The sequence below is a fragment of the Bradyrhizobium daqingense genome, assembly GCF_021044685.1.
GTDB lineage: Bacteria > Pseudomonadota > Alphaproteobacteria > Rhizobiales > Xanthobacteraceae > Bradyrhizobium > Bradyrhizobium daqingense.
Window position 1 is genome coordinate 5,147,631 of record NZ_CP088014.1, and the last position, 22,244, is coordinate 5,169,874.

Genomic DNA, 22,244 nt, shown 5'->3' on the forward strand with positions numbered 1-22,244 from the left:
TGTTGAAGCGCTGTGCAAAGCGTATAGCGGCGCGATGTCCAATCCGCCCGACATCGCCGCCGCGCCCGAGCCGATCCCCGAATGCCCGCACTGTCAGAAGCCGATGCCGCTGTGCATCTGCGACAGCGTCACGCCCCTTGAAAATCGTCTGTCGCTCCTGATTCTCCAGCATCCGCAGGAGCAGGACAGGGCACTCGGCACGGCGCGGCTGCTTGCAAAGCATTTCGAAGATGCCACTGTGCGCGTCGGCTTGTCCTGGCCGAGCCTGTCCAAGGCGCTGGGACGGCCGGTCGAGAACGCCGCACGTTGGGCCGTGCTCTATCTCGGCTCGGCCCGCGCTGCAGACCTCGACGCGGAGGGCGAGATCGTCGCGCTCAACCGCAAAGGCGAGGTTGCGGACAACCAGCGCGCGATCCTCGGCAAGCTCGAGGGCGTTGTGCTGCTCGATGGCACCTGGAGCCAGGCCAAGGCGCTGTGGTGGCGCAATCCCTGGATGCTGAAATGCCAGCGCGTGATCCTCAACCCCGCGCACCCCTCGCGCTACGGGCGCCTGCGCAAGGAGCCGCGCCGCGACGGCCTCTCGACCATCGAGGCCGCGGCGACGATTCTCGCCGGCCTTGAGCGGCGCCCTGATATCGCCGAGACCCTGCACGCCAGTTTTGAACGTCTGTTGACCCGCTACCGCGAAGTTCAGGTCGAAATGCCGGAATTGGCGCCAAAGCCGGCCCCGAAGGGCCGCCGACGCGACTTCCGGCGCGGCAAACGAGCCTGACGTCCACCATATCGTCCGCCGTTGGACTTGCGACAAGCGCCGGAAATGTCTAAGGCATTCCGCCGTGGGGCCACGTGGCGGAGTGGTTACGCAACGGTCTGCAAAACCGTGTACACCAGTTCAATTCTGGTCGTGGCCTCCATCACAAGCACCTGATTTTCCAAAAGTAATTGGCTATAGCGCAGGCTCGCGCCGATCCGCCTGGCAGGCGACCGACGGGTGACGGGTTCGCCCGGGCCTAGTGGAAGCCCGCGATTCACCTCGGTGGCACAGAGTTCGCATCGGCTGGGCGAAATGCCCTATCACCGAGCGCTGGAGCACCCGTGGGCGAAATCGTCCGATTTGTTCCGAAAACCGAGTTGGAGCGTGCCCGTCTCATTCGCGAGGCGCGCACGATCTATGACAGCATCTTTCCGCCGGCGGCCCCCGACCGGGTGCCGCAGGACAGCGAGGATCGCGTCAAAACCTGACCGCCGCTTGGGCGCCCACGACAAAACGCCCGCGAAGCGGGCGTGTCCATTCGCAACGGCGATGGCCTCAGCAGGCGGCGTACCAGCCTTCCGGAAAAGGCAGCAGGGGCCAGGCGCCGTCGTTGTCGTTGGCGGCCATTGGGGTGTTCTTGGGCATGGCCGCGTATGGCGAGGGGCGGGGCGCGAAATCGTGCTCCGGCATCGGCGCGAAATCTTCGTGAGTCATGACGTCCCGGACGGCATCCAGCAGCAAGTTGAATTCGGCTTCGCTCATCGCACCCTCCGGAACGCGGATGGCGCAATGTCGCAAAGCCGGTTTGTTGTCCGATTGACCCGATCGTTCGCATTTTAACGATCCGGCGATCAGGGCCCGATTGGTTAGCGAGTGATGAAAATCCCCTCGCGATTTCTAGGTTCCGCAGTTCGGCCGACAGTGTGAAAGAAATCACATCCCCGCAGGTTTATTTCTCGCAACCTCGCGCCCGACACCGGCCCAGCGCAGCCGGACAGCGCAGAACGGGAGAACGGTCATGAAGGCGAGGTTCTCGCGGTTCGCAGCAGTGAAGAGCCGGGCGCGTCGGGCCTCGACGCTTGGGCTGTTTCTCACGTTGTTTACGTCAGCGGCCCATGCGCAGGGGACGCCGGAGCAGCGCCGGGCCTGCACGCCCGACGTTTACCGCCTCTGCGCCGGCGAAATTCCCAATGTCCGGCCATCACCGCCTCCTCGCGGCGCAATCGCTCAAGCCTGAGCGAGGCTTGCCGCAGCGTGTTCAACCAGGCCGGAGGATAGAGCCTGTGGATTTGTGCGCAGCAAGTCGTTGGGCCGAACCGGTAATCTGGAATCGGCGGCCTGTGAATATGCTGCGGATAGCCTGTGGGGACGGTCCGCGTTCCCGCGGCCGCAAATCATGGCGCGATCGCGCGCGCATATGGTTCTGCCGAATTCGCAAGCCCCTAATGCGGACTCCCTGCGAACAGTTCTTGTGCAGCCCGATGCTCAAATCGCGGGCGCCGTTTATCCAATTTTTTGTACGCCCGCGGACAAGCTTTTCCATCCGATCCCAACCTAGGTTCCTTCGAGATCTGGATCATGGCCGGTGCCATGACAATTGAGGGAGCGGGAGAATGGAGAGACGGGTTTTGCCCCAGGCGCGGGGAACGGCGCGCCCATCATTGCCGGGGCGCAAGCTTGCGCTCGGCGCCAGCATCGCCTTCAGCCTGGTCGCCGCCGCGCCGCTGAACGCTCAGGCCGCAGCGCCTGCCGCCTGCGCCGCGCTCCAGGAGAAATATCCCGACTGGAAGGGTAAGACGCTCGTCAATGCCATCAACCCGCATACGCCGGGCTATGAGACCATCGATCCCAAGGATCCCAGCAAGTACATCGGCTTCGACATCGATCTCGGCGAAGCCATCGGCGAATGTCTCGGCTTCAAGCTAACCTACAAGGCGGTGACGTTCGCAGCGCTCCTGACCACGCTTGCCGCCGGCCAAGCCGACATCGTGATCTCAGACATCTACGCCACCAAGGAGCGCGCCAAGGCTGCCGACTTCATCACCTACTCGAAGGTGTTCGACGGCGTCCTCGTCGCCAAGGGCAATCCGAGGGGCATCAACGGCATCAATTTGTCGCTGTGCGGCGCCGCTGCCGCCGAAAACACCGGCTATGTCGAGGTGCCCTTGATCCAGGCGTTGATCCCCGAGTGCAAGAAGGCCGGCAAGCCCGAGCCAACCATCCAACTCTACGACAACAACGCCAATTGCATCCAGGCGATCCTCGCCGGCCGCGCCGACACCTACATCAACGACGTCAACACCGTCGACAGCGCGGTGAAGGCCTATCCGGACAAGCTGGAGAAAGCAGTCGCGGTGACGATCCCGTATTCGGTCGGCATCGCCGTTCCCAAGAACAAGCCGAAATTCCGCGATGCCGTGCTGGCTGCGCTAATCGAAGTGCAGAAGGCCGGCACGCACATGGAGCTTCTGAAGAAGCATGGGCTCGATGTGAACAACTTCATGGAGCCGGAAATCCTCACGGCCGACTGATGTCGCTGTTCCTCCACTACCTGAGCATGCCGTATCTGCTCGAGGGCATCCAGCTCACCCTCGAGGTGACCGCCCTCGGGCTCGGCGGCGGATTGATCCTTGGATTGATCCTCGCCGGCATGCAGCTGTCCCGCTTCTGGCTGCTCTCGGCAATTGCCCGGGCCTACACCGTGATCTTCCGCGGTACGCCGCTGATCCTGCAGATGGTGTTTGCCTACGATGCGCTGCCGCATATCGGCATCAAGCTGCCGGCGGTGCTGGCGGCCGGCCTCGCACTTGCCTGCAATGAGGCGCCATTCATCGCCGAGATGCTGCGCGCCGGTGTGCTCGGCGTCGACCGCGGGCAGGTCACGGCAGGGCAAGCGCTCGGCATGACACCGCGGATCCTGATGTGGCGCGTGATCGCGCCGCAAGCGATACGCACCATGATCCCGGCCTTCGGCAACGAGGCCGTCAGCGCGCTGAAGAATTCCTCGCTCGCCTCGGTCATCGCCGTGCAAGAGCTGACCTTGCGCTCGACGCAATTGGCATCCTCCACCTTCGACTTCTTCTCGATCTTCTTCGCCTGCGGTCTTCTCTATTTGGTGCTGACCGCCATGATCAGCGTGATCCAGCTGTTCGTCGAATGGCTGCTCGATCTCGACCGCGCCAAGGGCCGCCAGCGCAAGCTGGCCGACTATCTGCCGTGGCGCCGTGTCGATCTCGGCACCAAGCTGGAGCTTGCTGAGGCAACGGCGGACGATCCTGAGCCGGTGAAGGCCGAGGTGACCGATACGCCGCCGCTTGCCTTGACGACCGAGGAGCGCGCCAGACGTGCCGCAACGATCGCGCGCAACAATATCGCGGTCGAGGTAAAGGACCTGAACAAGAGCTACGGTCCGCAGAAGGTGCTTGATGGCCTCGACCTGACCGTCCGCGTCGGCGAGGTGGTGGCGCTGCTCGGCCCCAGCGGTTCCGGCAAGAGCACGCTGCTCCGCTGCATCAACCATCTCGAAAACTGGGGGTCCGGCACGGTCCGCGTCGGCGGCCGGCGCCTCGGGTTTGGCGAGAACGGCAAGCCGTTGTCGCCCCGCGCCCTCGCCAACGAGCGCGCCAGCGTCGGCGTCGGGATGGTGTTCCAGCAGTTCAATCTATTCGCCCACTTGTCGGCCCGGGAAAACATCGCCGGTCCATTGCGCTGGGTGCACGGCATGACGCGTGTCGATGCCGACCGCCGCGCCAGGGAGCTGCTCGACCGCGTCGGTCTCTCGCATCGCGCCGATGCACTGCCGCGGCATCTGTCCGGCGGTCAGCAGCAGCGCGTCGCCATCGCCCGCGCGCTCGCGCCGAATCCGAGCGTGCTGCTGCTGGACGAGCCGACCTCGGCGCTCGATCCCGAACTGGTCAACGAGGTGCTGGAGGTCATCCGGCGCCTCGCCATCGACGACGGGCTGACCATGATCATCTCGACCCATCAGATTCGCTTCGCTGATGAAGTCGCCGACCGCGTCGCGTTCCTGAGCAGTGGTGCGATCATCGAGGAGGGGCCCGCGCACGAGTTGCTCTCCAATCCCCGCAATCCGCTGACAGCGCGTTTCCTCAGCGTGATGGACGCCGACAAGACTCCGGAGACGGTGCGATGAGCATCGTCTCTCCAAGGTTCAAGACCGCGTTCCCTGAAGAGGCCATCTCATGAAGCATTTCACGCTGCCGGTTTCGCCGAAAACCGTCCACTGGGGCTATTTCTCCAAGCAGGTCACGCCGGCGCTGACGCTGCGCTCCGGGGATCGCGCCACCATCGAGACGCTGACCCATCACGCCAACGACGATTACGAGCGCATGATCCAGGGCGATCCCGGCGCCGAGAGCGTGTTTCACTGGACCCGCGAGCACAAGGCGGTGGCACGCCGCGGCTCGGGCCCCGTCGACGGCCCTTTCATCCGCGGTGCAGGCGAGGGGATCGGCGTGCATCTGCTCACCGGCCCCGTCGCGATCGAAGGCGCCGAACCCGGCGATATCCTCGAAGTGCGTATCCTCGACGTCCGGCCGCGGCCGAGTTGCAGCGCCTGCCATGCCGGCCGCTGCTTCGGCTCCAACGTCGCGGCGAACTGGGGCTTTCACTATCACGATCTGATCGCGGAGCCGAAGCCCCGGGAGGTCGTCACCATCTTCGAGCTGGACACCTCTGGTGAGCCCTACGCAAAGGCGGTCTACAACTACGTCTGGACGCCGCAGACCGATCCCGACGGCATCGTACATTCGACCATCGACTATCCCGGCGTGCGCGTCGACCACGCGACCATCACCAAGCGCGAGAACATCTTGTCCCGTGTGAAAGTGCCGGCGCGCCTGCATTTCGGCACGATGGGGCTTGCTCCCTCGGAAGCCGATTTCGTCAGCTCGATCCCACCGAGCTATACCGGCGGCAATATCGATGACTGGCGCATCGGCAAGGGCGCGCGGATGTTCTATCCGGTTGCGGTGCCCGGCGCCTATTTCTCGGTCGGCGATCCCCATGCAGCCCAGGGCGACAGTGAGCTCGGCGGCACCGCGATCGAGACCTCGCTGACCGGCGATTTCGAATTCATCCTGCACAAGAAGGCGGACCTTGCCGGCACCAGCCTCGACGGCCTCGATCATCCCATGCTCGAGACCGACCATACCTGGTCGTTCTACGGCTTCACCTATCCGAACTATCTCGCGACCCTCGGCACTGATGCGCAAACGGAGATTGCCAATCACAGTAGTCTCGACCGTGCGATGCGCGATGCGTTCCGCAAAGTTCGGCGTTTCCTGATGACCGTGCATCGTCTCAGCGAGGACGAGGCGATCTCGTTGATGTCGGTCGGCGCCGATTTCGGCGTCACGCAGGTCGTTGATGCCAATTGGGGCGTCCACGGCACGATCCGCAAGAACATCTTCCGGTGCGACTAATGCATTGAATGGCATTCGCTTTTGGGGTCAGCGTCGTGAACGACGAAGGTCATTTGCAGCCTGTCGCCGGGACGGATCATCGCGAACGTCTGGCACGGAGGTTGCTTCGATCGACCGCAATCTGGGTCGATCCGATGAGCTTCCGTCCTTTCACGAGCGAATCCTATGCGAAAGCCGACCGACCCGAAGCCTGGCGGGACGTGCTGGCTGATGTCGGTCTCCAACCAGTCAGTGGTCATAGTCTCTTCGACGGACATGCAACGGCCTCGCATCGCCACGCCGCAGGTGTTGCGCTGACGCGCATGGCTGCAGGCTCCCAAAGCGTCGGCCCGCTCTCGCAAGCAAACGAAGACATTCCGATCGCGCTGATACCTGTCGAGGACGGCATGGTGCTGAAAAGCGCCGGTGGCCACCGCATCATTCCCGTCGGTCACCTCGTGCTGCTGCCGCGCAACGGCGACTGGAGCATCGCGTTCCAACGCGACATGCGTGCCATCGTTCTGTCGGTCACATCGGATGCGCTGCATGGGCGTCACTCGGGCAAGCCGCGGCTTCGAGATCCTCGTGTCGTGCCGCCCGGCGGCTTTGCGGACGTGTTCGCACGGCTGCTGGACGCTGCCGCACGCGCGCTCGACACCTTGAGCGATGCCGAATGGAATTCTGTCGCGCAATCGCTCGTCGATCTGCACCTCACTCTCACGCATCTGGTGGCGGTCTCAAGCGCTGATGTCGGATCGAGTGCGACGCAGGCTGCGCTCCTGCACCGGATCTGCCAGACCATCGAGCGACAGCTCGGCGATGCCGATCTGGTACCGGCGCGCGTTGCGCAGGCCGAAGGGATCTCTGAACGGTACCTGCAAAAGCTGTTCGAGACAGTCGGCGACAATTTTACTCACTACGTCCGCGAGCGCCGGCTCCAGCACGCCTGGATTGATCTGTCCAACCCGACTGAAGCACATCGCTCGATCTCGGAGATCGCTTACGCCTACGGCTTCAGCGATTCCGCGCATTTCAGTCGCGCCTTCCGTCACCGTTTCGGCCTGCCGCCGCGCGAGTTTCGCCAGCAGGAGGCGGAGCGGGCGACGTTGCAGCATGGCATCGCCGGCCAGCGCGGCTGGCCGCAGGAGGCACTGGCGCAGCTTCGCGCCCATCAGAACCCGGAGGCACGCGGCAGAATCGCCTGCGTCGGCGCTGAACAGAAAACGACGACAGAGCGCAGGCATCATCATCTGCCGGTCGACGCCAGCCGCGTCCATTGGGGCTATTTCAGCCGCTCGCTATCCCCGCAGATCGAGATCGCCTCGGGTGACACCATCACCATCGAGACCTTGACGCAGCACGCCTCTGATGCCCCCGACCTGATGATCAAGGGCGATGCCGGCGCCGAAGCCGTATTCGGCTGGACGCGGGACAAGAAAAACGTCGATCGCCGCGGTGCGGGTCCGATGGACGCGAGCGTGTTCGGTCGCGGCGCTGGCGAGGGCTTTGGCGTACACATCTGCACCGGCCCTGTAGCGGTCAATGGCGCCCAACCTGGCGACGTGCTGGAAGTGCGTATCCTCGACATCGTGCCGCGAGCGAACCGCAATCCCGACCGTGCGGGCCGCGTATTCGGCTCATCGGTCGCGGCGTGGTGGGGTTATCATTACAATGAGTTCCTGGGCGGTCCCAAGCCGCGCGAAGTCGTCACCATCTATGAGATATTCGACGACGCTGAGATGCCGCACGCTCGGGCGCTCTATTCCTACCGTTGGGAACCGCAGACCGATCCGTTCGGCGTGGTGCACACGACCTACGACTATCCCGGCGTTCTCGTTGCATCTACGGTCAAGCGGCGCCATGCCGTGCTCGACGGCATCCGTATTCCCCTGCGGCCGCATTTCGGCGTGATCGCCGTGGCCCCGCGCGAGGTCGATTTCGTCGATTCAGTGCCGCCGTCCTATTTCGGTGGGAATCTCGACAATTGGCGGCTGGGGAAGGGGGCGACGATCTATCTCCCGGTTTCCGTTCCTGGCGCGCTTCTGTCGGTCGGCGATCCCCATGCCGCGCAAGGCGACGGCGAATTGAGCGGCACCGCCATCGAATGCTCGATGACTGGCACGTTCGAGGTGATCCTGCACAAGAAGGCCGATCTCGCCGGCCGGCCCTTCGCCGATCTTTCTTACCCTCTGATCGAGACCGAGACGGATTGGGTGCTGACCGGTTTCAGCCATCCGAATTACCTTGCCGAGTTCGGCGCGCAAGGCCAAAGCGAGGTCTACACAAAATCCTCGCTGGATCTTGCGATGAAGGATGCGTTCCGCAAGATGCGGCGCTTTCTGATGAACGTCAAAGGCCTGAGCGAGGACGAGGCGATCGCGCTGATGTCGGCTGCCGTCGACTTCGGCGGCACGCAGGTGGTCGACGGTAATTGGGGCGTACACGCCATCCTCAGCAAGCGCCTGTTTCAGGACGCACCTTAAAGGACACGCGAAGTGAAATTCCACATGATTAGCGGCGGACCGAAGCCGGTCGCGCCCTTCAGCCACGCCGTCGAGACCGATGGTTTCATCTTCGTCACCGGCCAGATGCCGGACACGCCGCAAGCACCGGGAGTACTTCCCGATGGGATTGCAGCGCAGACCCGCGCAGTGATGGAAAACTTGAAAGTCGTTCTCGCAGGTCTCGATCTCGGCCTTGAGCACGTCGTGATGACGCGCATCTATCTGACGCGGTTCAAGGAAGACTACGCCGCGATGAACGAGACCTACCGCACGTTTTTTCCGCCGGATCGCCTGCCGGCCCGCACCTGTGTCGGCGTCACCGGGCTCGCTTACGATGCACTGATCGAGATCGATCTGGTGTGCCGACGGTCGTAAGGGATTCGAGGCAACAGGTAGTGCTGCGCAACCGCCCCGTGGAGGTGGAACCGAGCCCGCGTCTGATGTTCCCCGCGCCTCCGACAGGAGGGTGTCGGGATGACCGCTGCGACAGCTTGCCCCTCGCGTTACAGGCGCCTTCGATCTTTGTCTAAAATTGCAACCAGCGCGTGCAGGAAGTCTTGATCGGCGTGATCTAGAGGTGGATCGGCCTGCTTGAACGCACGCCGAAACCACGGCGACTAACCGACAGAGTGCATAGGGATCAGGGGAACGTGATCGCAAATCCTATACCTAAAGCACCAAAATGGTGCTTTAGTGCTTTTCATGAACCCGGCCCGAAACGCCCCGTCCGCACTGCGCTATCGGCTTGCCCCTGATCCCGCCGCCAAGGCCGCGCTCGAGGCGACGTTCAGGGCTTATGACCGCATGATGGAGATTCTCGACGAGATCGCGAGGACCCACAATTTGGGCTCGAACGTGGTCCTGCTCCACGCCCATGCCTATGAGCCGATCCGTAAGGAGACCGCGCTGCCGTCGCGTCTGGTGACCCTGGGTCTGCGCGACCGTGCCGATTATCGCGCGGCCCAGGGCCGCCGCCTGCCGCTCGACGACAAGCTCGCCAAGATCAAGGGGCCTGCCACCATCTCGATTGCGACCGTGGAGGGCCGCTTCAGCGTGCCCTTCGACTATGCGGGCTATGCCGAGGGCTGGGGGCAGAGCGTGCCCGCACACCTCATCCGGACCGACGACGGTTTCGAAGTTCACTACGGCGTCACGCCGAACATTCTGCCAGAGGAGGAGAACGCTATGGATAACATCGCTGCCGCTCCCGACAATTTCCTGTCCCGGGTCGGGCGCCTGATCGCCGGAATCGCCTATGACGCCATCGAGCAGGCGGAAGGCAAGAACAAGCTCAAGGTCGTTGGACAGGCCATCCGCGAGATCGAGCGTGCCGAGAGCGAAGCGCGCGATGCGCTCGCCGCCGCGAGGGCCGAGGAATACCGCCTCAACGCGCGCCGCAGCGAAATCGAGCGTGCGATGACCGATCTGACCGCCAAGATCGAGGGCGCGATCGCGGACGGGCGCGACGATCTCGCGCGGGCCGGCATCGCGCGACAGATGGATCTGGAGGCGCAATTCGAGGTGCTCTCGCGGGCCATCGACGAGAACAACGAGAAGATCGAGCAATGCGTGACCTCGCTGCGCGCCGTGCTGTCGGCGCTCCAGGACGCTGAGCAACGCCGCGCTGATCTCGAAAAGAGCGAGGCCGTCGCAAGCCAGCAGGCCTCGACATCGCCCAAGAAGCAGGGCGGCACCTCTGCGGCGGCGAAGGCGCTGCGTGCGGGCAGGGCGGTGGCGCGGGCGACCGGCGTGCCGCCGGGCATCCCCTATTCGAGCGACATCGACGAGCTCAGCACGTTGCATCGCGACAAGGAAATTGCAGCGCGGCTGGCCCGGTTGAAGTCGGGCTCCTGAGTGCCGTGTCATGAGCGCTCTGCTCGAACACGTCATGTCGCCGGAGGTCAGGCCGTTCGCGATCGCAGCGGCCATGATCGTCATCGTCGGCACGATCGAGGTGGTCTCGATGCTGGTGGGGGCTTCGCTCAGTGAGATGCTGGGCACCAACATCGATTTCGCTCACCCCAGCGACAATGGGGTGATCAATGCGATCTCGTGGATCAATGTCGGTGGCGTGCCGCTCTTGATCTTCCTGCTGTTGCTGCTCGGCGCCTTCTCCATCACCGGCTTCCTGATCCAGGACGTCGCGCGGTTGGTGGCAGGTCCCTTGCCGGCGACGGTTGCTTCGGTCGGGGCGGTCGCCGCGTCGGTTCCGCTGGTAAGGGTTGCCAGCCGTGCCATCGCGAGGGTCGTTCCCAAGGACGAGGGCTACGCCGTTGGCCTCGGCGATCTCGTCGGTCGCATCGGTGAGGTCGTCATCGGTCCGCTCGACCAGGGGCCGCCGGGCCGCGTCAGCGTCGCCGACGTCCACGGCAACCGTCACTTCGTCTCGGCGGTCGCCGCACCTTCGTCACCGCCGTTGCCGCAGGGAACCCTGGTTCTCCTGGTCGATCGCGACGGCACTCGCTTCGTGGCGGTGAAAGCCGACGATGAACTCAAACCTTCCAAGCCCAGTCTAAGCAGCTAGCACGTCCATTATCGGAGAAAGTCATGTTCGACATCGCAGTCCCGGCCGTGATTGGCGTCGCGCTGATCGTCGTCCTGGGGATCGTCTTCACTATTCTCTACAAGCGCGCCACGCGCGACGAAGCGTTCGTGCGCACCGGGCTCGGCGGCAAGAAGGTCGTGCTCGACGGCGGCGCCATGATCCTGCCGATCTTCCATTCCTATGCCAGCGTCAATCTGAAGACACTGCGGCTCACCGTCGAACGCAAGGAGCGGGAATCCCTGATCACCAAGGACCGCCTGCGCGTCGACATCGTCGCCGAGTTCTACGTTCGCGTCCGACCCGACGAGGAGAGCATCGCACTGGCGAGCCAGACACTCGGCGCGCTGACCAACGATGCCGAGGCACTGCGCAACCAGGTCGAGGCGAAATTCGTCGACGGCCTGCGCTCGGTGGCCGCGACCATGAGCATCCTGGAACTCCAGGAGAAGCGCTCGGACTTCGTCAAGCACGTGCAGTCGACGGTCGAGTCCGACGTGAAATCGAACGGCCTCGAACTTGAATCGGTGTCGCTGACTAAGCTCGACCAGACCGACGTCAAGTTCTTCAACCCGGAGAATTTCTTCGACGCCGAAGGTCTCACCCAATTGAAGACCGTCACCGAGACCCGGCGGCGCGATCGCAACGCCATCGTTCGCGACAACGAGGTGGCGATCGCGCAGAAGGATCTCGAAGCGCGGCAGCAGACCCTCGGGATCGAGCGAACCAAGAAGGAAGCCGAGCTGTCCCAGGAGCGCGACATCGCCAACAAGACCGCGAGCACCCGCGCCGAGGTCGCGACCGCCACACAGACCGCGCGCCTGACCGAGGAGAACGCCCGCATCGACACCGACCGCGCCGTCGCCGAGAAGGAGGCGGGTGCCAAGCGGGTCAAGGAAACCGCGGTGATCGAATCCGATCTCGCCATCAACAAGCGCAAGACCGACGCCCAGCGCGAGATCCAGATCGCGACCCAGGAGAACGAGATCCAGATCGCCGCCAAGAGCAAGGAGACGTCGGAAGCGGTCACCGAAGCCAAGACGGCGGAGGCGCTCGCCGTCTCCGCGGAGGAAAAGGTCGTCACTGCGCGCGCGGTCGAGGTCGCCGATCGAGCCCGTCTGACCCAGGTGCTGGCCGCACGGACCGAGGCCGAACGCAAGTCGACCGAGCTGATCGTGGCGGCCGAGGCCGAGAAGAAGGCCTCGCTCGATCGCGCCGAGGCCGTGAAGACGCTGGCCACCGCGGAAGCCGAGTCCAACAAGATCAAGGCCGTCGGCGTTCGCAACATCGGTGAGGCGGAAGCTGCCGTCATCACGATGAAGAACGAGGCCCAGAACAAGCTCGGCAGCAACGTCATCGACTTCGAGATTGCCAAGAAGCGGATCGAGACCATGCCCTCGGCGCTGGCCGAGATGGTGAAGCCGATAGCCAACCTCAAGGACGTCCGCATCCTGCACACCGGAGGGGCGTTCGGCGGCAACGGCAATGGTGCCGGCGGCGGCAATGTGGGCTTCGGCGAAGGGCTCGCCGGCGAGCTTCTGAAGGTGCACGCGCTGCGTCCCATGATCGACGAGATCCTGCGCCAGAGCGGCTTTGCGCCGGACGATGATCCCGTGAAGGCGCTGGTCGGCGCGGTCACGGGAAAGAGCAACGGCGCCGCAGTGCCTGCGCCGTCGCCGGAGAAAACAAACGCCGCCGATCTATGAATGCCCATTCATTGCTGCGGAGAATTCGAAACGATAGAACAGGCCATGGGCGTCTCGCGTCGCGCATGTCTTCCGGAGTGCAGGTCGACAGCGCGTTGAAACTGTCGATCGCGCTTCGGAGGAAGCTTTCGAGGCAACGCCATCTGTTGCAACGGCGCCTGCGCCGAATCGACGCCGGGCGCCGAAGCCTGTTTCAATCGGGAGATTTTCAATGAAGCATTTTCTGTCAGGGCTGATCGCGATCGGATTTGCGATTGTTGCCGCGCCGTCTTTTGCGGCTGACGCCCGCAACGTCACCGTCGTCAACGAGACCGGCTATGGCATCAAGTTCCTCGGCTTCAACGCCCCGGACGATGGCCTGGATGAATGGGAGAACGAGCTCGAGAAGGTTTTGCAGAACCAGGCCAGCACCTATGTCGAGTTCGACGAGGACGACGAAGGCTGTGTCTGGAACATCCGCGTCGACTGGCAGAATTATGACGAGGCGGTGCTCTGGAAGAACGTCAACCTCTGCAAGATGACGGCGCTGCGGCTGCGCTACGACCCCGGCACCAAGACCACCTCGTTCCTCGCCGAGTAGCCTTGGCTGATATGGCAGGGGGGCAGGGCCGCATCGCGGCCCTCCTCAGGCACCTTGCAGAAGATGACGAATTCGTCTTTGCAAGCGCAACCGGCTTTGTTATACGCAGCCCGCGCGAACGACTGGTTCGCCCTTTCCTCGGTAGCTCAGCGGTAGAGCATCCGACTGTTAATCGGATGGTCGCTGGTTCGAATCCAGCCCGGGGAGCCAAATTCTTCAATGAAATCAAACGGATTTAAGCCGTTAGGCTGACGTGTTGCGCTCCACAGAGATGCTCTCGGAAGCAGATGCCCCTTTTTCGTCCAGGAATCATCCATTCCGGATCAGGGCGCGGTAGGCGCGTGCTACCTCCCGATGTCGGCGAAGGCGATCCGGCGGTCTGTCCGTTCGTTCACTATCGCAGGGCGACAGCCCCGACAGGTTGGCTGGCTTGCTAATTCGACCAAACCGCAGCTTTGCCGCGCACAACCGGAATTGGCGCTTCAATGAAAGCGACCTTGCTGAAGAAAGAGCCAAGATAATCTTTGCAGTCAATCAGGCCGACCGGCTTATTGTCGTGGTTCTGCTCAAAGAACACACCACTGGAGCCAATCGACGTCGATATGAGCTCAGCATATGTTTTTACTTGATGAGGGCTCATCTCGCTCATCGAGAGCGTATTGATGACCAGGTCGAATTGCTGCCGGGGAATGTGCGTTTGAGCCAAATAGTTCGGGAGAAGACACACTTCTCCGCTCGATTCTTGAGCGATGCTTTTATCTGCATCCAGAAGACGAGTTTCGCGATCCAGGGCCGCCGTCAGATATAGGCCGGAGAACAACAGAGACTCGGGAAGGTCGCAGATCACGTATTGGGTTGGCTTGACTGCGTTCAACAGTCCCAAACATAGCGCGCCATAGCCGCCGCCGATTTCAAGGATGCGGGGTGAGCGGCCACTGAACCGGTCCAGTATGCCGGAAAGAGCCATCAGGCTCATGCGTTCTTGATAGTTGACCACGTCGGAGTTCACGATGCGGCCTTTCCACCACCAGCCGCATTCGCCCAGTATGTTGGGCGCGTTCAGAACGAATTGCGAGGGGATGTTGTTCGTCAATGCTTCCCAATGCGTTATGAGCTGATCCCGTGTTTGATTGGTCCATCTCGTCTCCAGATCATCGGCGACCGGATCTGTCCCGCTGGTGCCTACGCCAGGTGCCATTTTTGTCAGATTATTCCCGCTGAAATTCTGCGAGCGGAAGCGCAGCAGCTCGATTTCCTGTTGTGTTAGTGTTGCGAGCAACTTGTAGCATCGGAGGTAATCGTTTGAGATGTCAGCATCCCAATTGGCCGCAGGCATCGCAAAACTCTCGTCGATCTCCGGTTTGCTTGCGATGAGTTCACGCCGAATTCGAACGGAATCTGTGATCGCGGCGCCAAGACGCTGAGCCCGGAGAATGCTTGCTCCTGATAGCTTTTGATTTTCAAGGTGCGGAGCGATTTGCCGATCTTTCGGCAGTCTCGGCTGTGATCGAATTAGACGACCAACCATCTCAAAAACGCTCAAAGCCCGCTCCTCATCAAATGGGCGGGAAAGCTAACCCGCAAGCTGGAATGGATCAACTCATGGTAGACTTCAGCCACGTCGCTCGGCGAACGTTGACCGAAAGCCAAGTTTACCATGAACAAGATCACCAAGCCGGCAAGGCGGCTGTTGCGAACAAGGGCACCGATGCCGACGTACGCGAGGGCATCGAGCAGATCCTCAAGAACGGCGACGATGTCCGCAGCTCGCGAAGACTAGAACCGAGGCGTCATTCTGGACGATCTCTGATATGCACCGAGCTTGCCGCCGCACCCTGATGGTGCACGATGCCGGTGGAGCGGCTTCTGAGGCTCGTCTACGCAGACGCGTGCCCACGCAGATGTGTGCCTTGGCACCAACGCGCCACGCGGGCGGCACCAAATCGACTCAATTCGTGTCGAGCTTCGCAACTGCCGGAATTTTACGGAGCTGATTCCCCATGCGAGACATCCAGATCGACCGTTCCGAAATGGCCCCCTCGATTTTGCCGGCGGATGTTCCCGAACTGAGCGACGACGAATGTTTGGCCTGCCTTGCGCGCGCCGTCGAGGCGCCCGACTCAGCGCGGCTGGACGAAGTTGCAGCGCTGATCGGCCGTCTCGCGGTCGCGATCGAATAGGGGCTGCTCGTCTCCTGATGCGGTGAGTTGCACCCCGGCGGGCCGTCCGGGCCAACGCCATGTTGCGTTTTGGGCGGGCATGTACCAAAGATGCCGCCAGCTCATCTCAGCGGCATCGTCCGCATTTCAGGGTCCGCAAATGTCCGGTTTCTCGACCGCGCGCCAAAAAATGGTCGATGGCCAGGTGCGCACCAGTGACGTCACCGACCGTCGCATTCTCGACGCCATGCTCGCGGTTCCGCGTGAGGCCTTCGTGCCGGCGAACCGCCAAGCCTTGGCATATCTCGACCTCGACCTCGATGTGAGCGAGGCGAACACCAAGCGCTTCCTGATCAAGCCGCAGTTGACCGGCAAGCTGCTCCAGGCCGCCGAAATCGGCGAGCGGGACCACGTTCTGGTCGTCGGTTGCGCCACGGGCTACCTCGCCGCGCTGGCGGCCAAGCTCGCGCGCCAAGTTACCGCGACCGAATGCGATTCGGCGCTGGCCGCGAAGGCCAAGGACGTCTTCGCCGCCCTTGGGCTCGCCAATGTCAGCTGCAAGGCGGCCTCCTGCGCCGAGGGCGATGCGTCCGCAGCGCCCTACGATGTGATCATCCTCAATGGTGCCACCGAGGTGACGCCCGACGGGCTGTTTGGGCAGCTCAAGGAGGGCGGGCGCCTGGTGGGGGTTTCGGCCGAATCCAGGCCGCCGCGGGCCATGATCGTGACCCGTACCCACGGCGAATTCGGCCATCGGGCGCTGTTTGACGCTGCCGCCCCGGTCCTTCCCGGGCTGGAACGGGCCGCCGCCTTCGTGTTCTGACGCACAACCGCCATAAAATCCCGTTCCAAATCAGAAGTGTGGCCGGGATGCTGCACGTGAAGAGTTTCCACCGAGAACTACCCTGAGGTAGTTCCGTCGCGCTAATCCTCATCCTATGTTGCGGCGGGGCAACGACTCCACTCGGTAGACGGTAACCCAGCTCGCGGGCACGAGGTGGGGCGTTACAATGAACGGAATTTCAGGGATGCATGGGGTGAAGCTCTTCACCGGAGCTGCTGTTTCGGTCCTGCTGCTGTCGCTAGCCGGGCCAGTGCCAGCCTTGGCGGACACGATCGAGTCCGCGCTGGTGCGCGCCTATCAGAACAATCCGCAGCTCAACGCGCAACGTGCCCAGGTGCGCTCGACTGACGAGAACGTGCCTCAAGCTTTGTCTGGCTATCGCCCGAAGGTCTCGCTAACGGCGAGCGGCGGTTATCAGTACCAGGATCTGCAGAGTGGCCCGGGGACTGACTCCATCAACGGAACGAGGTTACCTCGCAGCGCCGGCATTACCGCTTCCCAGACGCTCTACAATGGCAATCAGACCGCCAACAGAACGCGGGCGGCGGAGAGCCAGGTGTCCGGTGCCCGCGAAGCGCTGCGCAGCCTCGATCAGAGCGTGTTGCTCCAGGCCGCCACGACCTACATGGACTACCTGCGCGACGCTGCCACGCTCGAAGTCCAGCGCAGCAACGTGCGCGTGCTCGAGCAGACACTGAAGCAGACGCGTGATCGCTTCAACGTCGGTGAAGTGACGCGCACCGACGTTGCGCAATCGGAAGCTCAGCTGGCGGCGGGCAGGACGCAGGCCCTGACTGCAGAAGCAAATCTCACCACAACGCGCGCCAACTTCCGCCGTATCATTGGCAACGATCCGGCGAACCTTGCACCCGGCTCGCCTGTCGATCGTTTCCTGCCAGCAACGCTTGCCGCAGCGGTCGAACTCGGCCTCGTCGAGCACCCCAACGTGACGGCGGCCATGTACGGCATCGACGTCAATTTCCTGCAGGTCAAGGTCGCTGAAGGTGCGTTGTTGCCGACGGTTACGATCCAGGCATCGGCCCAGCAGGCCAATGAACAGTCGTTGATTCAGATGCGCTCGTTCACCGCATCGGCGATCGCGCAGATCTCGGTGCCGATCTATCAGGGAGGTGGCGAATATTCCCTGATCCGCCAATCCAAGGAGAACCTGGCGCAGCAGCGTCTCAATCTCGAAACCACGCGCGACCAGACGCGTGCGACCGTCGTGCAGTGGTGGGGGTCGTTGCAGGCCGGCAAGGCGCAGGTCCAGTCCGCACAGGCGCAGGTGGCGGCGTCCGAGATCGCGCTGAACGGCGTGCGCGAGGAAGCCAAGGCGGGCCAGCGCACCACGCTCGACGTCCTCAACGCCCAGCAGGCGCTGGTCAATGCGCGTGTCGCGCTGGTCACCGCGCAGCACGATCGCGTGGTCGCATCCTATAACGTCCTCGCGGCCGTCGGCCGTCTGTCGCCGCAGGTGCTCGGCCTAGGGACCACGGTCTATGATCCCAGCGTGCACTACCATCAGGTCCGCGACAGCTGGGCCGGCGTGCGCACGCCCGACGGGCGTTGATTCCCGTAAGTATCCGGTCGGCCTTGCAAACAGCTGCGGCCGATCGGTGCTTTGCTTGCAATCACCAAAATCCCTGACATAGCCTTGCCAAGAAGATGCGGGTCGATTCGGCCCGTATTGATGCCGTGTGCGTAAAGCTTGAGTGCCGCGGGCAGGGGCGCACCGCCGCACATTGAGCCGTGATCTGGGGACAAGTCGGGCTGCCGCAACGAAAATTGGCGGGCCGTCGATCCGGAACCGGCCAATCCCGTCGTGCTTGGTGTAAAACAACGCATGCGAGGGCGTTGATGATGTGGAGTCGGAGATGACGCAGCCTGCAAAGGTCACAGAACCCTCGATGGAGGAGATTCTGGCCTCGATCCGGCGCATCATTGCCGACGACGAGGCCAAGCCACCGCCGACAGAGGCCGCCAAACCCGAGAAGGCTGCGGCGCCTGCCGCGCCGCCGAAGCCACAGGCGATGAACGATATTCCGCCATCCAAGGTCGCTCCGCCCAAGCCCGCCGCCGAGAAGCCTGCAGCGCCGCCGGCCGCAAAGCCGGCGCCACCACCACCACCCGCACCCGCAGGGGACGCATCCAACAGCCAGGACGATATCGACGCCCTGCTGGCCGGTCTCGATGCAGCCACGCCTGCGCCGGAGGTCCGTGCGCCCGACCCGGAGCCAGAGCCGGAGCTTGAGCCCGACGTGCTCGAATTGACCGACGAGATGGCGGTCGACCCCACTCCGCCTCCGCCGCCACCGAGCTTCCGCAAGGTCGAGCCGCGCGACGATCTGGAATTCGCCGAACAGCCGCCGCCACGGCCCACGCCGCAGCCGTCTTACGCGCCGGTGGATTTCGATGCGCCGCCGCTGCCGCCGCAACAGCCGATGCTCGCACAATCGACGGTCTCGGCCGTCGAATCCGCCTTCAACTCGCTGGCCCATACGGTGCTGAGCAGCAATGCGCGGACGCTGGAGGATCTGGTCAAGGAGATGCTGCGTCCGATGCTGAAGTCCTGGCTCGATGACAATCTGCCGGGCCTGGTTGAACGCATCGTGAAGGCGGAAATCGAGCGGGTCTCGCGCGGCGGCCGTTGAGAGGGCCCTGCGGCCCCGATAAAGCCCTGCTCCTGCGTCATATTCGGCCTGCGGCCCGGCCGGAGACGCCTGCCATCGAGCTTCCCGTTGACTTGAACCGCGCGCGCGGCTTTCTAGCAGCCCCATGATCGAGAAAAATTACCAGCCCGCCGATATCGAAGCCCGCATGTCCGTGGTGTGGGAGGACAGCCTCGCCTTCAAGGCCGGTCGCCCCGACCGCCGCGACGCGGTGCCTTTCACCATCGTGATCCCGCCACCGAACGTGACGGGCTCGCTGCACATGGGCCACGCGCTCAACAACACGCTCCAGGACGTCCTGTGCCGGTTCGAGCGCATGCGCGGCCGCGACGTGCTGTGGCAGCCCGGCACCGACCATGCCGGCATCGCCACCCAGATGGTGGTCGAGCGCCAGCTGATGGAGCGCCAGCAGCCCGGCCGTCGCGAGATGGGCCGCGAGAAGTTCCTGGAGCGCGTCTGGCAGTGGAAGGCCGAGAGCGGCGACACCATCATCAACCAGCTCAAGCGGCTCGGCGCCTCCTGCGACTGGTCGCGCGAACGCTTCACCATGGACGAGGGCTTGTCGAAGGCCGTGGTCAAGGTGTTCGTCGAGCTGCACCGAGAGGGGCTGATCTACAAGGACAAGCGCCTGGTGAACTGGGACACCAAGCTCTTGACCGCGATCTCCGATCTCGAGGTGCAGCAGACCGAGGTCAAGGGCAGCCTCTGGTATTTGCGCTATCCGATCGAGGGCAAGAACTTCAGTCCGGAGGATCCCTCGACCTTCATCGTCGTCGCCACGACGCGTCCCGAGACCATGCTCGGCGACACCGGCGTGGCCGTGCATCCCGATGACGAGCGCTATCAGAAGCTGGTCGGCCGGAACGTGATCCTGCCGCTGGTCGGCCGTAAGATCAAAATCGTCGCCGACGATTATTCCGATCCCGAGAAGGGCTCGGGCGCGGTGAAGATTACGCCGGCGCACGACTTCAACGACTTCGAGGTCGGCAATCGCCATGGCCTGCGCCGCATCAGCGTGATCGACCGGGAAGGCTGCCTCGACCTCGTCGACAATGAAGACTATCTGCGCGACCTGCCGGAGGGCGCCGGGCAGTTTGCGGAGGAGTTCCACAAGGTCGATCGCTTCGCTGCGCGCAAGCGCATCGTCGAACGACTGGAGAGCTTCGGCTTCGTCGAGCGGATCGAGCCGCACACCCATATGGTGCCGCATGGCGACCGCTCGAACAGCGTGATCGAGCCGTATCTGACCGACCAATGGTATGTCGACGCCAAGACGCTGGCGAGGCCGGCGATCGCGGCGGTGCGTTCGGGCGAAACCTCGTTCGTGCCGAAAAACTGGGAAAAGACCTATTTCGACTGGATGGAGAACATTCAGCCCTGGTGCATCTCGCGCCAGCTCTGGTGGGGTCACCAGATCCCGGCCTGGTACGGACCGGATGGCAAGGTCTTCGTCGCCGAGACAGAGGAGGAGGCCGTCAGCCACGCGCTCGGCTATTACGTCGAGCAGGAGGTCATCACGCCGGAGCAGGGGCGCGAGATGGCGCTCGACCGCAACAAGCGGGAAGGCTTCATCACCCGCGACGAGGACGTGCTCGACACCTGGTTCTCCTCGGCGCTGTGGCCATTCTCGACGCTCGGCTGGCCCGAAGATGCGCCCGAAGTGCAGCGCTATTATCCGACCAATGCGCTGGTGACCGGCTTCGACATCATCTTCTTCTGGGTCGCCCGCATGATGATGATGGGCCTGCACTTCATGAAGGAGGTGCCGTTCTCGACCATCTACATCCACGCCCTCGTCCGCGACGAGAAGGGCGCCAAGATGTCGAAGTCGAAGGGCAACGTCATCGATCCCCTGAACCTGATCGACGAATACGGCGCGGACGCGCTGCGCTTCACGCTGGCCGCGATGGCGGCACAGGGCCGCGACATCAAGCTCGCCACCAGCCGCGTCGAGGGCTACCGCAATTTCGCGACCAAGCTCTGGAATGCGTGCCGCTTCGCCGAGATGAACCACTGCGCCGTGCCCGAAGGCTTCGAGCCGGCGAAGGCGACGGAGACGCTGAACCGCTGGATCGCGCATGAAAGCGCGCACACCACGCGCGAGGTGACCGAGGCGATCGAGGCCTATCGCTTCAACGATGCCGCCGGCGCGATTTATCGTTTCGTGTGGAACGTCTATTGCGACTGGTATCTCGAGCTCGCAAAGCCCGTGCTGCTTGGTCCAGACAGTCCCGCCAAGGACGAGACCCGCGCCATGGTCGCCTGGGCGCGCGACGAGATTCTCAAGCTGCTGCACCCCTTCATGCCCTTCATCACCGAAGAGCTGTGGGAGGTGACGGCCAAGCGTGAGGGCCTGCTCGCATTGGCGTCGTGGCCGCTGAAGCCCGCCGGGCCGACGCCGGAGCAGCTTGCGATGCTGGCGGCAACGACGGGGCCGACCGATCCACTCGCCGCGCCGGCCTGGGTGCTGCCGATCTTCGACCATGCCGACTTCAGCGATCCCAAGGCGGAGGCGGAGATCGGCTGGGTGATCGATCTCGTCACCCAGATCCGCTCGGTGCGCGCCGAGATGAACATCCCACCGGCGACGCTGACGGCCTTGGTGCTCGCCGGCGCCTCGGCCGAGACCAGGGAGCGGGCGCCGCGCTGGACCGACGTCATCAAGCGCATGGCGCGTTTGTCGGACATCTCCTTCGCCGACCGCGCGCCCGACGGCGCGGTTCAGCTCCTGGTACGCGGGGAGGTGGCCGCGCTGCCGCTGAAGGGCGTGATCGACGTCGCCGCCGAGCGCACGCGCCTCGACAAGGAGATCGGCAAGGCCGATGCCGACATCAAGCGCGCCGAGTCGAAGCTCGCCAACGAGAAATTCGTCGCCAACGCGGCCGAAGAGGTCGTCGAGGAGGAGCGCGAAAAGCGCGAGGCGGCGCTGGCCCGCAAGGCCAAGCTGCTCGAGGCGCTGGAGCGGCTGAAGCAGGCGTCTTGATGTCATCGTCATTCCGGAGCGATGCGCCGCATCGAATCCGGAATCTCAAGGTTCCGGGTTCGCGTCTTCGACGCGCCCCG

At 63.5% G+C, this 22,244-nt stretch carries 19 protein-coding genes, 2 tRNA genes and 1 pseudogene; 20 read left to right on the top strand and 2 right to left on the bottom strand.

Annotation, left to right across the window (positions count from 1 at the left end):
* Positions 1–34 precede the first annotated feature (34 nt).
* From LPJ38_RS24355 to LPJ38_RS24365, 3 genes are all read left to right on the top strand, one after another.
* On the top strand, positions 35–772 hold the full coding sequence (locus LPJ38_RS24355; protein WP_145633563.1) for a tRNA-uridine aminocarboxypropyltransferase: 738 nt from the start codon (positions 35–37) through the stop codon (positions 770–772).
* A gap of 68 nt (positions 773–840) precedes the next feature.
* A tRNA-Cys gene (locus LPJ38_RS24360) sits at positions 841–914 on the top strand.
* A gap of 181 nt (positions 915–1,095) precedes the next feature.
* The gene (locus LPJ38_RS24365; RefSeq protein ID WP_167520475.1) at positions 1,096–1,242 is read left to right on the top strand and encodes a hypothetical protein; all 147 of its coding nucleotides are present in this window, start codon (positions 1,096–1,098) and stop codon (positions 1,240–1,242) included.
* A 67-nt stretch (positions 1,243–1,309) separates the two neighbouring features.
* Here the strand turns inward: LPJ38_RS24365 and LPJ38_RS24370 are convergent, their stop codons facing one another.
* Positions 1,310–1,516: a hypothetical protein gene (locus tag LPJ38_RS24370; RefSeq protein WP_145633568.1), complete on the bottom strand. Its 207-nt coding sequence runs from the start codon at positions 1,514–1,516 to the stop codon at positions 1,310–1,312.
* A gap of 256 nt (positions 1,517–1,772) precedes the next feature.
* On the opposite strand from LPJ38_RS24370, the pseudogene LPJ38_RS38150 reads away from it, so the two are divergent.
* From LPJ38_RS38150 to LPJ38_RS24420, 11 genes and pseudogenes are all read left to right on the top strand, one after another.
* Positions 1,773–2,032: pseudogene (locus LPJ38_RS38150) on the top strand (hypothetical protein).
* Between the two features lie 335 nt (positions 2,033–2,367).
* Entirely contained in the window at positions 2,368–3,285 is a 918-nt protein-coding gene (locus tag LPJ38_RS24375; protein ID WP_145633571.1) for an ABC transporter substrate-binding protein, read from the top strand.
* Complete coding sequence (locus LPJ38_RS24380) at positions 3,285–4,907, top strand: amino acid ABC transporter permease/ATP-binding protein (protein ID WP_145633574.1); 1,623 nt, start codon at positions 3,285–3,287, stop codon at positions 4,905–4,907. Before LPJ38_RS24375 ends, LPJ38_RS24380 begins: the two co-directional genes overlap by 1 nt.
* Positions 4,908–4,956: 49 nt before the next feature.
* Complete coding sequence (locus LPJ38_RS24385; RefSeq protein ID WP_145633577.1) at positions 4,957–6,198, top strand: acetamidase/formamidase family protein; 1,242 nt, start codon at positions 4,957–4,959, stop codon at positions 6,196–6,198.
* Positions 6,199–6,332: 134 nt separating this feature from the next.
* Positions 6,333–8,660 carry an acetamidase/formamidase family protein gene (locus LPJ38_RS24390; protein WP_167520476.1) on the top strand — a complete coding sequence of 776 codons (2,328 nt, stop codon included), beginning with the start codon at positions 6,333–6,335 and terminating at the stop codon, positions 8,658–8,660.
* Between the two features lie 12 nt (positions 8,661–8,672).
* A complete protein-coding gene (locus LPJ38_RS24395) occupies positions 8,673–9,056 on the top strand; it encodes a RidA family protein (RefSeq protein ID WP_145633583.1) in 384 nt (127 codons plus the stop codon).
* A 327-nt stretch (positions 9,057–9,383) separates the two neighbouring features.
* Entirely contained in the window at positions 9,384–10,535 is a 1,152-nt protein-coding gene (locus LPJ38_RS24400) for a PspA/IM30 family protein (protein WP_145633586.1), read from the top strand.
* A 10-nt stretch (positions 10,536–10,545) separates the two neighbouring features.
* Positions 10,546–11,205, top strand: coding sequence for an OB-fold-containig protein (locus LPJ38_RS24405; RefSeq protein ID WP_145633589.1), 660 nt, complete (start codon positions 10,546–10,548; stop codon positions 11,203–11,205).
* A gap of 23 nt (positions 11,206–11,228) precedes the next feature.
* Entirely contained in the window at positions 11,229–12,929 is a 1,701-nt protein-coding gene (locus LPJ38_RS24410; protein WP_145633592.1) for a flotillin family protein, read from the top strand.
* A 211-nt stretch (positions 12,930–13,140) separates the two neighbouring features.
* Positions 13,141–13,509: a hypothetical protein gene (locus LPJ38_RS24415; RefSeq protein WP_145633595.1), complete on the top strand. Its 369-nt coding sequence runs from the start codon at positions 13,141–13,143 to the stop codon at positions 13,507–13,509.
* Positions 13,510–13,644: 135 nt separating this feature from the next.
* Positions 13,645–13,719: transfer RNA gene (locus LPJ38_RS24420), tRNA-Asn, on the top strand.
* A gap of 223 nt (positions 13,720–13,942) precedes the next feature.
* On the opposite strand, the gene LPJ38_RS24425 is transcribed toward LPJ38_RS24420, so the two are convergent.
* Positions 13,943–15,052, bottom strand: a complete 1,110-nt coding sequence (locus LPJ38_RS24425; protein WP_145633598.1) for a putative sugar O-methyltransferase — start codon at positions 15,050–15,052, stop codon at positions 13,943–13,945.
* Positions 15,053–15,111: 59 nt separating this feature from the next.
* Here LPJ38_RS24425 and LPJ38_RS24430 point away from each other — a divergent pair, with 59 nt between their 5' ends.
* From LPJ38_RS24430 to LPJ38_RS24455, 6 genes are all read left to right on the top strand, one after another.
* Positions 15,112–15,348, top strand: a complete 237-nt coding sequence (locus LPJ38_RS24430) for a hypothetical protein (RefSeq protein ID WP_145633601.1) — start codon at positions 15,112–15,114, stop codon at positions 15,346–15,348.
* Between the two features lie 161 nt (positions 15,349–15,509).
* Entirely contained in the window at positions 15,510–15,689 is a 180-nt protein-coding gene (locus LPJ38_RS24435) for a hypothetical protein (RefSeq protein ID WP_145633604.1), read from the top strand.
* A gap of 139 nt (positions 15,690–15,828) precedes the next feature.
* The gene (locus tag LPJ38_RS24440) at positions 15,829–16,491 is read left to right on the top strand and encodes a protein-L-isoaspartate O-methyltransferase family protein (RefSeq protein ID WP_167520477.1); all 663 of its coding nucleotides are present in this window, start codon (positions 15,829–15,831) and stop codon (positions 16,489–16,491) included.
* A gap of 205 nt (positions 16,492–16,696) precedes the next feature.
* A complete protein-coding gene (locus tag LPJ38_RS24445; RefSeq protein WP_145634575.1) occupies positions 16,697–18,082 on the top strand; it encodes a TolC family outer membrane protein in 1,386 nt (461 codons plus the stop codon).
* 304 nt (positions 18,083–18,386) lie between these two features.
* A complete protein-coding gene (locus LPJ38_RS24450) occupies positions 18,387–19,163 on the top strand; it encodes a PopZ family protein (RefSeq protein WP_167520478.1) in 777 nt (258 codons plus the stop codon).
* A 124-nt stretch (positions 19,164–19,287) separates the two neighbouring features.
* On the top strand, positions 19,288–22,164 hold the full coding sequence (locus LPJ38_RS24455; RefSeq protein WP_145633608.1) for a valine--tRNA ligase: 2,877 nt from the start codon (positions 19,288–19,290) through the stop codon (positions 22,162–22,164).
* The last annotated feature ends 80 nt before the right edge of the window (positions 22,165–22,244 follow it).